Source organism: Micromonospora sp. LZ37 (genome assembly GCF_059359015.1).
Genome location: NZ_JCADBL010000001.1, coordinates 85,192 through 97,986, shown reverse-complemented (window position 1 = coordinate 97,986; position 12,795 = coordinate 85,192). Strand labels below are relative to the sequence as shown.

12 protein-coding genes are annotated in these 12,795 nt (G+C 73.3%); 4 read left to right on the top strand and 8 right to left on the bottom strand.

Annotation, left to right across the window (positions count from 1 at the left end):
• Nucleotides 1–37: 37 nt before the first annotated feature.
• Complete coding sequence (locus AC5L3Z_RS00475) at nt 38–844, bottom strand: sugar phosphate isomerase/epimerase family protein (RefSeq protein WP_494838688.1); 807 nt, start codon at nt 842–844, stop codon at nt 38–40.
• Nucleotides 845–920: 76 nt separating this feature from the next.
• Nucleotides 921–1,865, bottom strand: a complete 945-nt coding sequence (locus tag AC5L3Z_RS00470; RefSeq protein WP_494838687.1) for a Ppx/GppA phosphatase family protein — start codon at nt 1,863–1,865, stop codon at nt 921–923.
• Nucleotides 1,866–1,939: 74 nt separating this feature from the next.
• On the opposite strand from AC5L3Z_RS00470, the gene AC5L3Z_RS00465 reads away from it, so the two are divergent.
• On the top strand, nt 1,940–2,749 hold the full coding sequence (locus AC5L3Z_RS00465) for a DUF3109 family protein (RefSeq protein ID WP_494838686.1): 810 nt from the start codon (nt 1,940–1,942) through the stop codon (nt 2,747–2,749).
• A 27-nt stretch (nt 2,750–2,776) separates the two neighbouring features.
• Here AC5L3Z_RS00465 and AC5L3Z_RS00460 read toward each other — a convergent pair whose 3' ends face one another.
• Together AC5L3Z_RS00460 and AC5L3Z_RS00455 are read right to left on the bottom strand one after the other, a co-directional pair.
• The gene (locus tag AC5L3Z_RS00460) at nt 2,777–3,460 is read right to left on the bottom strand and encodes a response regulator transcription factor (protein WP_494838685.1); all 684 of its coding nucleotides are present in this window, start codon (nt 3,458–3,460) and stop codon (nt 2,777–2,779) included.
• 16 nt (nt 3,461–3,476) lie between these two features.
• Nucleotides 3,477–4,742 (bottom strand): sensor histidine kinase, encoded by a 1,266-nt coding sequence (locus AC5L3Z_RS00455; RefSeq protein ID WP_494839560.1) that lies wholly within the window; start codon nt 4,740–4,742, stop codon nt 3,477–3,479.
• A gap of 241 nt (nt 4,743–4,983) precedes the next feature.
• Between AC5L3Z_RS00455 and phoU the strand changes: the two genes are divergently transcribed.
• Entirely contained in the window at nt 4,984–5,637 is a 654-nt protein-coding gene (gene phoU, locus AC5L3Z_RS00450) for a phosphate signaling complex protein PhoU (RefSeq protein WP_494838684.1), read from the top strand.
• Between the two features lie 58 nt (nt 5,638–5,695).
• On the opposite strand, the gene AC5L3Z_RS00445 is transcribed toward phoU, so the two are convergent.
• Nucleotides 5,696–6,463, bottom strand: a complete 768-nt coding sequence (locus AC5L3Z_RS00445; protein WP_494838683.1) for a phosphoglyceromutase — start codon at nt 6,461–6,463, stop codon at nt 5,696–5,698.
• Nucleotides 6,464–6,614: 151 nt separating this feature from the next.
• Here AC5L3Z_RS00445 and AC5L3Z_RS00440 point away from each other — a divergent pair, with 151 nt between their 5' ends.
• Nucleotides 6,615–7,943 (top strand): MDR family MFS transporter, encoded by a 1,329-nt coding sequence (locus AC5L3Z_RS00440; RefSeq protein ID WP_494838682.1) that lies wholly within the window; start codon nt 6,615–6,617, stop codon nt 7,941–7,943.
• Between the two features lie 83 nt (nt 7,944–8,026).
• The gene (locus tag AC5L3Z_RS00435) at nt 8,027–9,280 is read left to right on the top strand and encodes an MFS transporter (protein WP_494838681.1); all 1,254 of its coding nucleotides are present in this window, start codon (nt 8,027–8,029) and stop codon (nt 9,278–9,280) included.
• Nucleotides 9,281–9,713: 433 nt separating this feature from the next.
• Here AC5L3Z_RS00435 and AC5L3Z_RS00430 read toward each other — a convergent pair whose 3' ends face one another.
• The 3 genes from AC5L3Z_RS00430 to mshA form a co-directional block, all read right to left on the bottom strand.
• Nucleotides 9,714–10,742 (bottom strand): hypothetical protein, encoded by a 1,029-nt coding sequence (locus AC5L3Z_RS00430; protein ID WP_494838679.1) that lies wholly within the window; start codon nt 10,740–10,742, stop codon nt 9,714–9,716.
• A 77-nt stretch (nt 10,743–10,819) separates the two neighbouring features.
• Nucleotides 10,820–11,335 carry a type III secretion system chaperone family protein gene (locus tag AC5L3Z_RS00425; protein WP_494838677.1) on the bottom strand — a complete coding sequence of 172 codons (516 nt, stop codon included), beginning with the start codon at nt 11,333–11,335 and terminating at the stop codon, nt 10,820–10,822.
• A 57-nt stretch (nt 11,336–11,392) separates the two neighbouring features.
• Nucleotides 11,393–12,757, bottom strand: a complete 1,365-nt coding sequence (gene mshA, locus AC5L3Z_RS00420) for a D-inositol-3-phosphate glycosyltransferase (RefSeq protein ID WP_494838675.1) — start codon at nt 12,755–12,757, stop codon at nt 11,393–11,395.
• Between the last annotated feature and the right edge of the window lie 38 nt (nt 12,758–12,795).

Sequence of the window (12,795 nt, the reverse complement as noted above, 5' to 3'; positions counted from 1 at the left end):
CTGCGGCGCGGTGTCGACCGCCCCGCGGGCCGGTGGGTCAGGCGTCGACCGGTGAGGGGGCGGTGAGGTGGGCGCGGGCGAACTCCAGCGACTCGCGGAGGTCGGCCTCGCGCACGGCGCGGCTCTTCGCGCCCCGGGTGGTCACCTCGACGGCCACCGAGCCGGTGAAGCCGCGGCCGGCCAGTGAGCGGAGCAGCTCGGCGCAGGGTTGGCCGCCCCGACCGGGCACCAGGTGCTCGTCGCGCCCCTCGCCGGTGCCGTCGCCCAGGTGCACGTGCGCCAGGGCGGCGCCCATCCGGTCGGCCATCTCCAGCGAGTCGGTGTGCGACGCGGCGCAGTGCGACAGGTCGAGGGTGTAGGAGGGGTACCCGGTCTCGGTGGGATCCCAGCCCGGCACGTACGGCACGAACTGCCGGCCGGCCATCCGCACCGGGTACATGTTCTCCACCGGGAAGCGCAGGTCCGGGTATTCGCGGCCGATCGCGTCGAGCCCCTCGGCGAAGTTGCGCGCGTAGTCCCGCTGCCAGGTGAACGGCGGGTGGACCACCACGGTGGGCGCCCCCAGCGTGGCCGCCAGCTCGGCGGACCGGCGCAGCCGCTCCCACGGGTCGGGGCTCCACACCCGCTGGGTCACCAGCAGGCAGGGCGCGTGCACCGAGAGGACCGGGACGCCGTAGTGCTCGGCGAGGCCGCGCAGGGCCGCGGCGTCCTGGCTGACGGCGTCGGTCCAGACCATCACCTCGACGCCGTCGTAGCCGAGCGCCGCAGCGAGCTGGAACGCCGCCGCGGTCCGCTCAGGGAAGACCGAGGACGTGGAGAGGAGCACGGGGACGCGGGAAGTCACACTCCTCAGCGTAGCCCGGTCCACCGCACGGCTTCAGGACGAGCAGCCCCAAACCATCCGGAACTCCCCGGGTGAATCACATCGGCTCCAGCTGATCCAACCGCCGGAGGATGACCCCCTCGCGCAGCGCCCACGGGCAGATGTCCAACGCCGGCACGTCGAGCCGGCGCATCACCGCCTCGGCCACCACCGCGCCGGCGAGCAGCTGGTGGGCCCGGCCGGCGCTCACCCCCTCCAGCTCCATCAACTGGGCCGGCGGGATGTGCCGGATGAAGCCGATCACCTGCTGCAGCCCGGACCGGCTGAGGCTGCGCCGCGCCCACAACCCCGCGCTCGACGGCGCCGCCCCGGCCAGCCGGGCCAGCATCCGAAACGTCTTCGAGGTGGCCACCGGACGCTCCCAGCCCACCTCGGTCAGCTTTTCCACCACCGGGTCCAGCAGCCCGTCGACGTACTCCCGCAGCTCCTCCACGGCCGTTGCCGACGGCGGCACCGCGCCCGCCGGGTCGACCCGGAGCCGTTCCCGGCTCAGCCGGCCGGCGCCCAGCGGCAGCGACTCCGCGACGTCCGGGCCCTCGTCGATCCCGGCGGCCAGCTCCAGCGAGCCGCCGCCGATGTCGAGCACCAGCAGCCGCCCCGCCGACCAGCCGAACCAGCGCCGGACCGCGAGGAAGGTCATCCGCGCCTCGTCCGCGCCGGAGAGCACCTCCAGCCGTACGCCGGTCTCCTCGCGGACCCGGGCCAGCACCTCGGCGGCGTTGGTGGCGTCCCGCACCGCGGAGGTCGCGAAGGCCAGCAGGTCGTCGGCGGCCAGGCCGGCGGCGGCGGCACGGGCCATGCCGACCGCCTTGACCAGGCTGTCCGCCCCCTCCTCGGTGAGCGCGCCGTCGGGGCCGATCTGCTCGGCCAGCCGGAGCACCACCTTCTCCGAGTGCGCCGGCCAGGGGTGCGCGCCGTGGTGCGCGTCGACCACCAGCAGGTGCACCGTGTTGGAACCGACGTCTAGGACACCCAGTCGCATGGTGTCGACCCTAGGGCCAACACGTTCGCGCGGCTCGCCGGCCGGCGAGGGTCACTCCGCGTAGGCTGGTCCGGGTGACGAGCCCGGTTGAGCTGCACGTGCTGGTGGACGACCCCGACGACCCCCGCAGTCGCGAGGTCGGGCTGGACTTTCCCCGGGAGTGGATCGAGTTCGTCGACCCGGCCGACGACAAGCACCTCGTCCGCGCCGACCTGACCTGGCTGCTGTCCCGCTGGACCTGCGTCTTCGGCCGGGGCTGCCACGGCATCGTCGCCGGCCGGGCCGCCGACGGCTGCTGCTCGCACGGGGCGTTCTTCACCGACTCCGACGACGAGAAGCGGGTCCGCGCCGCGGTCAAGCGGCTCACCCCGTCGACCTGGCAGCACTTCCGCCGCGGCTTCAAGAACTGGACGGCGGAGGACACCATCGACGGCAAGAACCCGGCCCGGCGCACCGCCACCCGGAGCGAGGACGCGCCGTGCGTCTTCCTCAACGACGCCGACTTCCCCGCCGGGGGCGGCTGCGCGCTGCACGCCCAGGCGCTGCGCGACGGGGTGCACCCGCTGGAGTACAAGCCGGACGTCTGCTGGCAGCTGCCGATCCGCCGGGACCAGGAGTGGAGCAAGCGCCCCGACAACAGCAAGGTGCTGGTCTCCACGCTGACCGAGTTCGACCGGCGCGGCTGGGGCGCCGGTGGTCACGACCTGGACTGGTGGTGCACCTCGTCCACGGACGCGCACGTCGGCGCCGACCCGATGTACCTCTCGTACGGCCCGGAGCTGACCGCGCTGATCGGCGCGCCCGCGTACGCGAAGCTGGCCGAGCTGTGCGCGGCCCGGTTGCGGCAGGGTCAGGTCGCGCCCCACCCGGCCAGCCAGGGCTGACCGCACCCGCCGTCCTCGGGCGTCGGGTCACGGCTCGAACTTGTACCCCAGACCCCGGACGGTGACGATGTACCGGGGCGCGGACGGCTCCGGCTCGACCTTGGAGCGCAGCCGCTTGACGTGCACGTCGAGGGTCTTGGTGTCCCCGACGTAGTCGGCGCCCCAGACCCGGTCGATGAGCTGGCCCCGGGTGAGCACCCGGCCGGCGTTGCGCAGCAGCAGCTCCAGCAGCTCGAACTCCTTCAGCGGGAGCTGGACCGCCGCCCCGTCGACCGTCACCACGTGCCGCTCGATGTCCATCCGGACCGGGCCGGCGGAGAGGCTGGGCGCGCCGGACTCGGTCACCTCGGCGCTCTGCCGGCGCAGCACGGCCCGGATCCGGGCCACCAGCTCCCGGGGCGAGTACGGCTTGGTCACGTAGTCGTCGGCGCCGATCTCCAGGCCGACCACCTTGTCGATCTCGCTGTCCCGCGCGGTGACCATGATGATCGGCACGTGCGAACGCTGCCGGAGCTGCCGGCAGACCTCCGTCCCGGACATCTCCGGCAGCATCAGGTCGAGCAGCACGATGTCCGCCCCGGTCCGGTCGAACTCGGTGAGGGCGGAGGGCCCCGTCGCGGCGACGGACACCTCGAAGCCCTCCTTGCGGAGCATGTACGACAGGGCGTCGGAGAACGACTCCTCGTCCTCGACCACCAGAACGCGGCTCAACGGGTGTTTCCTTTCCTCACGGTCGGACCTGCCGGGGCTCGGCCGGGCCGGCCTCGATACCAGCGGACGGCAGTATCGTCTCCAGGTCGTCCGGGGGGCTGGCGGGTAGCCGGAGGGTGAACGTCGAGCCCCCACCAAGAGTGCTCGCCACCTCCACCCTTCCGCCATGGTTGCTGGCGATGTGCTTGACGATGGCCAGGCCGAGCCCGGTGCCACCGGTGGAGCGGGAGCGGGCCTGGTCGGCCCGGTAGAACCGTTCGAAGATCCGGTCGACGTCGGTCGGCGCGATGCCGATGCCCTGGTCGGTGACGGAGATCTCCACGTGCTCGTCGGTGGCGCGGGTGGCGATCCGGACGCTGGTGTCCTCGCCGGAGTAGTTGATGGCGTTCTCGACCAGGTTGGCCACGGCGGTGGCGAGCTGGGCGTCGCTGCCGTAGACGGTCAGCCCCTTGGCCCCCTCCACCGTCACCTGGACGTGCCGGGCGGTGGCCGCGGTGCGGGTCCGGTCGACCACCTCGGCAATCACCCAGTCCACCGCGACGGGCTCCGGCGCGGGCTGCGGCTCGGCGCCCTGGAGCCGGGTCAGCTCCAGCAACTCCTGCACGAGCCGGCCCAGTCGGGTCGATTCGTGCTGTATGCGCTCGGCGAAGCGGCGGGCGGCGATCATGTCCTCGGAGAGTTCGGGCGCGCCGGCGCCCGGTTCGGTCGCGTCGACCAGCGCCTCGGCGAGCAGTTGCAGCGCGCCGATCGGGGTCTTCAGTTCGTGGCTGACGTTGGCGACGAAGTCGCGGCGTACCCGGGCGAGCCGGTGCGACTCGGTGACGTCGGCCGCCTCGACGGAGATGTAGCCGGCGCCCAGTCCCATCGCCCGCAGGTGCACCCCGAGCGGGTTCTCCCCGGCGTTGTCGCGGCCACGCGGCAGGTCCAGCTCGATCTCGCGCCGCACGCCGGTGCGGCGGACCTGCCCGGCCAGCGTACGGATCAGCGGGTGGGCGGCGATCGAGCCGGGCGTGGCGCCGGTGCGGAGCAGGCCCATCGCCCGGGCCGCCGGGTTCACCAGGACCGGCACGTCGTCGGAGTCGAGGACCACGACGCCGGCGCGGAGGGAGTCGATCGCCTTGCGGCCGAGCCCGGGGGGCTGGCCCTGCTGGTCGTCGGGAATCGCGCGCCTCCCTGCGCTCCAGCGGGAGCCGCCGCTGCCCGACCGCGCCGCCCGGCGCCGCCAGTCCTGAATCGGCCGAGCCAGCAGCAGCCCGGTGACCAGTCCGATCACCAGAGCCATGGCCACCGCGACCGCTACCGCCCAGTCCACCCGGCGATCGTAGGGTGATTGTTAACCTGACGATCGCCCAGAACGGGACGAATCACTCTCACTTCCAGCAAAGTTCACCTTCGGGCCCCGCGTCGTTCACCGGGGTTCACCTCCGGTCCGCTCCCCCGACCTACGGTGGGCGCGCACCTGCTCAATGGCGCCGGGGACCGGATTCCGGATCACCGGCGGCCACCGACCCCAGGAAGTGACGATGCGCGACGAGTTCCGGGCCGACCTGCAGATTGTCAGCCAACTGCTGGTGGACATGGCGGAGGGGGTGCGCGCCGCGATGCGCCAGGCCACCCGCGGCCTGCTCACCGCCGACCGCGAGGCGTCCGAGGCCGTGATCGCGCGGGACGCCGAGATCGACAACCTCTACCAGCACGTCGAGGAGCGGGTCTGCGACCTGCTGGCCCGGCAGGCCCCGGTCGCCTCCGACCTGCGTGCCATGATCACCGCCCTGCACGTCGCCGCCGACCTGGAGCGGATGGGCGACCTCGCCGACCACGTGGCGAAGACCGCGCTGCGCCGGCACCCGTCCCCGGCCGTGCCGGCCGAGCTGCGTCCGATCTTCACCGACATGGCCGGCATCGCCGACCGGATGGCGGAGAAGATCGGAGCGGTGCTGGCCAGCCCGGACGCGGACCTCGCCGCGGAGCTGGACCGCGACGACGACGCCATGGACGACCTGCACAAGAGCCTCTTCGGCGTGCTGCTCAGCGACGACTGGCCGTACGGCGTGGAGACGGCGATCGACGCCACCCTGCTCGGCCGCTTCTACGAGCGTTTCGCCGACCACGCGGTCAACGCCGGCGAGCACGTGGTCTACCTGATCACCGGCGAGCAGGTGTCGTCGGCGGGCTGACCTCCGGCAGCCGGAAGGGCCCTTCGCCGGTGTCGGCGAAGGGCCCTTCCGGTCGCTGTCAGCGGCCCTGGTTGGCGACCGCGGCGGCGGCGGCCTTGGCGGCGGCCGGGTCGAGGTACGTCCCGCCGAGGGTGAGCGGGCGCAGCTGCGGGTCGAGGTCGTAGCGCAGCGGGATCCCGGTCGGGATGTTCAGCTTGGCGATCGCCTCGTCGGAGATCTGGTCGAGGTGCTTGACCAGGGCGCGCAGCGAGTTGCCGTGCGCGGCCAGCAGCACCGTGCGGCCGGCCAGGATGTCCGGGACGATCGAGTCGTACCAGTACGGCAGCATCCGCTCGACGACGTCCTTGAGGCACTCGGTGCGGGGCATCAGCTCGGTCGGCAGCAGCGCGTAGCGCGGGTCGCCGACCTGCGAGAACTGGTCGTCGTCCGCGATCGGCGGCGGCGGGGTGTCGTACGACCGGCGCCAGAGCATGAACTGCTCCTCGCCGTACTCGTCCAGGGTCTGCTTCTTGTTCTTGCCCTGGAGGGCGCCGTAGTGGCGCTCGTTGAGCCGCCAGGACCGGCGCACCGCGATCCAGTGCCGGTCGGCGGCGTTGAGCGCCAGCTCGGCGGTGCGGATCGCCCGGCGCATCACGCTGGTGTGCACCACGTCCGGCAGCAGGCTGTGTTCGCGCAGCAGCTCGCCGCCGCGGCGCGCCTCGTTCTCGCCCTTCTCGGTCAGGTCGACGTCCACCCAGCCGGTGAAGAGGTTCTTGGCGTTCCAGTCACTCTCGCCGTGCCGCAGCAGGACCAGCGTCCCGACGGTGGGCCCCTCGCTAGCAGTCATGCCGATCATCCTGCCGCACGGGAGGAACGGACACGCGGGCAGTGCCCGTGACGACCACCACGTGGAAAACCGGGTGACCGGCGTTTCCGGGCGAGACTAGGTTGTAAGGCGCTCACATCTTTGCGGTCATTACCTGAGCGGGGGCTCTCACGTGCGGACGGTGCGGGGTTGGTTCCGGGACACCACCGGCGGACTACCGAGGGCCTTCTGGTACCTCTGGACCGGCACCCTGATCAACCGGCTCGGCTCGTTCGTCCTGGTCTTCCTCGCCATCTACCTCACCCAGGAGCGCGGCTTCTCGGCCTCCCAGGCCGGCCTGGTGCTCGGCCTCTGGGGCGTCGGCGGCGCGGTCGGCACCACCGTCGGCGGCACCCTCGCCGACCGCTGGGGTCGCCGGCCCACCCTGCTCACCGCCCACCTCGGCGCGGCCACCATGATGTTGGCCCTCGGCTTCGCCCGGGACCTGCCGGAGGTGGCGGCGGGCGCGCTGCTGCTCGGCACGTTCGCCGAGGCGGCCCGACCGGCGTTCGGCGCCATGATGATCGACGTGGTGCCGGAGCGGGACCGGCTGCGCGCCTTCTCGCTGAACTACTGGGCGATCAACCTCGGCTTCGCCTGCGCGGCCGTGCTGGCCGGGTTCGCCGCCCAGGCCGGCTACCTGCTGCTCTTCGTGGTCGACGCGGCCACCACGCTGGTCACCGCCCTGATCATCTTCACCAGGGTGAAGGAGACCCGGGTCGCCTCCACCCCCGTCCGCAGCACCTCCGACGCCCCCGCCGGCGCGCTGCGCACCATCGCCACCGACCGGATCTTCCTCGGCTTCGTGGTGCTGAACCTGTTCGGCGCGCTGGTCTTCCTCCAGCACATCTCGATGCTGCCGATCGCGATGGGCGACTCCGGCCTGACCCCGGCCACCTACGGCTCGGTGATCGCGCTCAACGGGGTGCTGATCGTGATCGGCCAACTTTTCGTGCCCCGGCTGATCAGGGGCCGGAACCGGTCCCACGTGCTCGCCCTGGCCTCGCTGGTGATGGGCGTCGGCTTCGGGCTGACCGCGTTCGCCGACGCCGCCTGGTTCTACGGCGTCACCGTGCTGATCTGGACCCTCGGCGAGATGCTCAACTCGCCGTCCAACGCCACCCTGATCGCCGAGCTCTCCCCGGCCCGGCTGCGCGGTCGCTACCAGGGCGTCTTCTCGCTCTCCTGGCAGGTGGCCGGCGCGGTGGCCCCGATCCTCGGCGGGCTGGTCCGCGAGCAGCGCGGCAACACCGCGCTCTGGCTCGGCTGCGCGGCGATCGGCGCCCTGATGGCGGTCGCCCACCTGATCTCCGGGCCGGCCCGGGAACGCCGGGCCGCGCAGCTGCGTCCGCCGACCGAGCCGGTCGCGCCGGTCCCCGCCGGAGCACCCGCGGTCCCGCAGGCGGGCGAGGCCGCCGCGACCGCACCCGCCGAGCCGGTCCCGGCCCGCACCCCCGCCTGAGTACGCCCCACCCCGTCGTCCGCCCCTGCGACCGTCGCTCTACGGTCGGAGGGTCACTGGCAACAAACTTTTCTGGAGGACGGGTGCGCGGCCTGCGGCGCTGGTGGCACGACACGGCCGGCGGTCTCCCCGCCACCTTCTGGTATCTCTGGACCGGCCTGCTGATCAACCGGGCCGGCGCCTTCGCGCTGCTCTTCCTCTCCCTCTACCTCACCGAGGCGCGCGGGGCGAGCGAGGCCCTCGCCGGCACGGTCGTCGGGGCGTACGGGGCCGGCGGGGCGGTCGGCGTGCTGCTGGGCGGGGTGCTGGCCGACCGGTGGGGCCGGCGCGCCACCCTGCTCGCCGCGCACCTCGGCGCCGCCGCGCTGATGGCGGCGCTGGCCTTCAGCCAGCACCTGGTGCTGATCGCGGTCCTCGCCGCGCTGGTCGGGGTGGTGCACTCGATGCCGAGCCCCGCCTTCGTGGCGGCGATTGTCGACGTGGTGCCCGAACACCGCCGCTCGCGGGCGTTCAACCTGCAGTTCTGGGCGTTCAACCTGGGCATGGCGGTCGCCTCCCTGCTGGCCGGGCTGCTGGCCGAGGCGAGCTTCATGGCGCTCTTCCTGGTCGACGCCGCGGCCACGCTCGCCGCCGCCGCCGTGATCGCCGCGAAGGTGCCGGAGACCCTCACCCGCCCGCCCGCGGGCCGGGAACGGCCCTCGCGGCGGCGCCCCGGGCTGCGGACCGCGCTGACCGACCGGACCTTCCTGGTCTTCGTCGCGCTCACCTTCGTGCTGGCCGTGCTCACCATGCAGACCTCGACGATCATGCCGCTGGCGATGCGGGCGGACGGTCTCGGCCCGTCGGCGTACGGCGTGGTGGTGGCGCTGGGCGGGGCGCTGATCGTGGTGGGGCAGCTCTTCGTACCCCGGTTGATCGACCGGCACCGCAACGACCGCGTGCTGGCGCTCTCCACCGCCCTGCTCGCGGCGGGGTTCGGGGCGCTGGCGCTCGCCGACGCCCTCCCCGTCTACCTGGTCGCCGCGGTGGTCTGGACGGTCGGCTCGATGCTCGCCGCGCCGCCCAACGCGCAGATCAACGCCGACCTGGCCCCGCCGGAGCTGCGGGCGCGCTACCAGTCGGTGTTCTATCTGACCTTCCCGGCGGCGTCCTTCGTCGCGCCGACCCTGGGCGGGGTGAGCCTGCAGTACCTCGGGGACGGGCACTGGCTGATCGTCGGCGCGGTCGGGCTGCTCGCCGCCGGCGGTCACCTGCTGGCCGGCCCGTCCCGGCAGCGCCGGGTGGCCGCCCTGCGCGCCGCCGCGCCGCCGCGCGTCCCGCAACGACTGCCCGGCTGAGATCCGCTCCACGCCGGGGCACCGACGTCGGCCGGTGGCCCCCGACGGATCGGCCGCCGGTGGCGGACACACGGCAGAGCGCCCACCTCGACCGTGGTCGTGGTGGGCGCTCGAACCGCTTGCCCGGCGGCGGCGGGCGACACTCACCCCCGTAAGCGTCGCCCGCTCGCGCCGCCGGTTCCACGGGTGGCACCGTCCCCCAACGGTGTGCTCCACCCGTTTCTTGCGCCTCGCTCGGTGCACGGATCTGATCGATCCGCCGCTCCCCCGAACGGTTCCGAGCGTGGCGCGGTGCAATAAAGTTAGTTCGCCCGGATCCCCGGATTCAACCCGCATTGCTGTCTCGCCGGTCACAACCCCGGGTCACCCCGCTGTTCCGGGCCTCGCGATGTGTGCCAACGTCGCCTTCCCGCCCGGCATTCCCCTAAACCCCTCAGGCGTCTTCCCGATCGGGTGACTCGGTACGGAAGAAGTTGCTCGGCCGGCCGTCGCGCAGCTGCTCCTGGTAGATGAGATTCAGCCCGCGCGAGTCGAACGTCCGGAACCACTCCTCCCAGGTGATCGCCTGGATCCGACTGCTCTCCCGGTAGCCGGGAATGTCGAAGGTCAGCACCCCCGGCCGATCGTCCCGCTGGGTCCCGGCGATGGTGGCCGGCTTGGCGTCGCGCGCCTCGGCCCAGTTCCGGATCACCTCGTGGTTGGTGGTCACCAGACTGCGCCCGGGACGCTCCGGCCGGTCGGCCGGTGAGGAGATCAGCTGCGAGGACCGCACCGACCGGGAGGTGGAACGACCGGTCCGGACGCCGGTGGCCGGGGCCCCCGCCGCCGGCGCGGCCTCGGCCCGGGTGGCGGGCTTCCGGGCCGTCGTGGACCTGCCGGCCGGCGCGGTCTTCGCCGTCGTCTTCTTCGCGGGCGCGGCCTTGGCGCGCGGCGTGGTCTTCTTCGCCGGCGCGGCCTTCGCCCGGCCCGTCGTCTTCTTCGCCGGGGCGGCCTCGGCCCGGGCGGTGGACTTCGCGGGCGTGGACTTCGCGGGCGTCGTCTTCTTCGCCGCGGTCTTCTTCGCCGTCGTCGCCTTCGCCGGGGCGGCCTTGCGCGCCCCGGTCGCCTTGCGGGCCGGGGCCGGCGCCGCCTTCGCCCGGGCGCCCTTCTCGGCACCGGCGGCCTTCTTGCCACCCGCCTTGGTGGCCGACGCCCGGCCGGCCGGGCCGGTGCTGCGCCGCGCGGCCGCGCCCGGGCGGCTCTCCGACCGCAGCGTCCGCGCCAGCGTCTTCACCAGTTCGGGCTTGCGCAGCCCGGAGATGCCGGAGACACCGCGACGCTGCAGTTGGCCCCGGATGTCGTCCACCTTCATCCGGGAGATCTCCGACTCGGAGATGCCCGGCGTGCCCGGGCTCTGGTTGCCCGCCTGCCGTTTGGTACCGGTCGCCGTTCCGCCGCGACCTGAGCTGTTCCGCTGAGCCATGACATGCTCCTCCGACAGTCCGTCCTCGGCCTGCGGCGGGTCCCGAACTGCCGCACCGCAGCGGTGCGGCATACCCCTCAGGACCGGTCCGAACCTCCGGCGGACGGTTCGAAGAGGTGAGCGAAGGCGGCGAGGTTCGCGGTGGACTCGCCCCGCTTGACCCGCCACTCCCACTCGCGCCGGATCGAGCTGCCGAAGCCGATCTCCAGCATGGTGTCGAAGGACTCGTCGGAGTAGGTCAGCACCGCGCCGAGCAGGCGGTCCAGCTCGTCCGCGTCGACCCCGGCCAGGTTGACCCGACCGGTCAGGTAGACGTCGCCGACCTTGTCGATGGAGTACGAGACCGCGTACATCCGGGCGTTGCGCTGGAGCAGCCAGGCCCAGAGCTCCTCGCGCCGCTCGTCGGGCTGGCGCATCACGAACGCCTCGATCCGCAGCGCGTGCTCGCCGACGATGAGGTTGCAGATCGTCTTGAGCTTGTGCGTGCCGGGCAGGGTGATCGCGTAGGAGCCCTCGCCGGTCGACTCCCAGTCCAGCTCACGCTCGGTGCAGACGGACTCGATCAGGGCGGCCAGGTCGCTCTTCGCGCTCATCGCACCCACTCTACGGGCGGTCGGTCGCACGCACCGGACGGCGAGCGGTGGTCCGGGTCACCACGAACAGGACAGAGCCGGGTCACCGGCGAGCTGGGCGGCCAACCGGCTCCGGTGCTCGGCGATCGCCTCGCCGTAGACGGCGAGCAGGCCGGAGGCGGTGCGCTGCCAGGAGAAGTTGCGCGCGTGCCGGGCCGCGCCGCGGCCCAGCTCCGCCCGCCGCGCCACGTCGGGCAGGAGCGAGCCGATGGTACGGGCCCAGTCGACCGGGTCGTGGCCGTCGATGAGCACCCCGCTGACCTGGTCCCGGACCGCGGTCACCAGACCACCGACGGCGGCCGCCACGACGGGCGTACCGCAGGCCTGGGCCTCCAGGGCGACCAGGCCGAACGACTCGTTGTACGACGGCACCGCGACCAGGTCCGCGGCCCGGTACAGGGCCGGCAGGTCGTCGCCCGTCTGCGGCGGCAGGAAGCGCACCCGGTCGGTGACGCCGAGCGAGGCGGCCAGCTCGATCAGGGCGGTGGGGCGGTCGAGACCGCTGCCGCTCGGGCCGCCGCAGATCACCACGGTCACCTCGTCGGCGAGCGCCGGGTCGCGGTCACGCAGCGCGGCGACGGCGCGGATGAGCACGTCCGGCGCCTTCAACGGCTGGATCCGGCCGACGAACGCCACCACGTACCCGGCGGTGGGCAACCCGAGCCGGCGGCGGGCGGCGATCTGGCCGGCCCGCCGGTCCCCGACGGGGGGTCGGAACCGGTCCAGGTCGACCCCGGGCTCGACCACGGCCACCCGGGCCGGGTCGGCGTCGTAGCAGCCGATCAGGTCGCCGGCCTCCACCCGGGTGTTGGCGACCAGGCGGTCGGCCTCGGCGACCACCTGCTCCTCGCCGATCACCCGGGCCTTCGGCTCCGGGCGGTCACCGGCGGCGAGCTTCGCATTCTTGACCTTGGCCAGGGTGTGCGCGGTGTGCACCAGCGGCACCCCCCAGCGCTCCTTGGCCAGCCAGCCGACCTGCCCGGAGAGCCAGTAGTGCGAGTGGATCAGGTCGTAGTGGCCCGGCGGCCGCGACGCCTCTGCGCGCAGCACGCCGGCGGTGAAGGCGCAGAGCTGGCCGGGCAGCTCCTCCTTGGTCAGCCCCTCCAGGGGGCCGGAGGTGACGTGCCGGACGTGCACGCCGGGGGCCATCTCGACCACCGGCGGCAGGTCGCCGGAGGTGGCCCGGGTGAAGATCTCGACCTCGACGTCGGCCTCGGCGAGCCGCCGGGCGACCTCCAGGATGTAGACGTTCATGCCGCCCGCGTCGCCGGTGCCCGGCTGGTGCAGCGGCGAGGTGTGCACCGAGAGGGTCGCGACCCGCCGGGGCCGGGGCCACGGCCGCGCACCGCGCTGCCGACCGACACCGGTGTGCATTTCCGCCACGTCCGCTCCCTCTGCCACGGTTGTTGCCGTCCCGCACG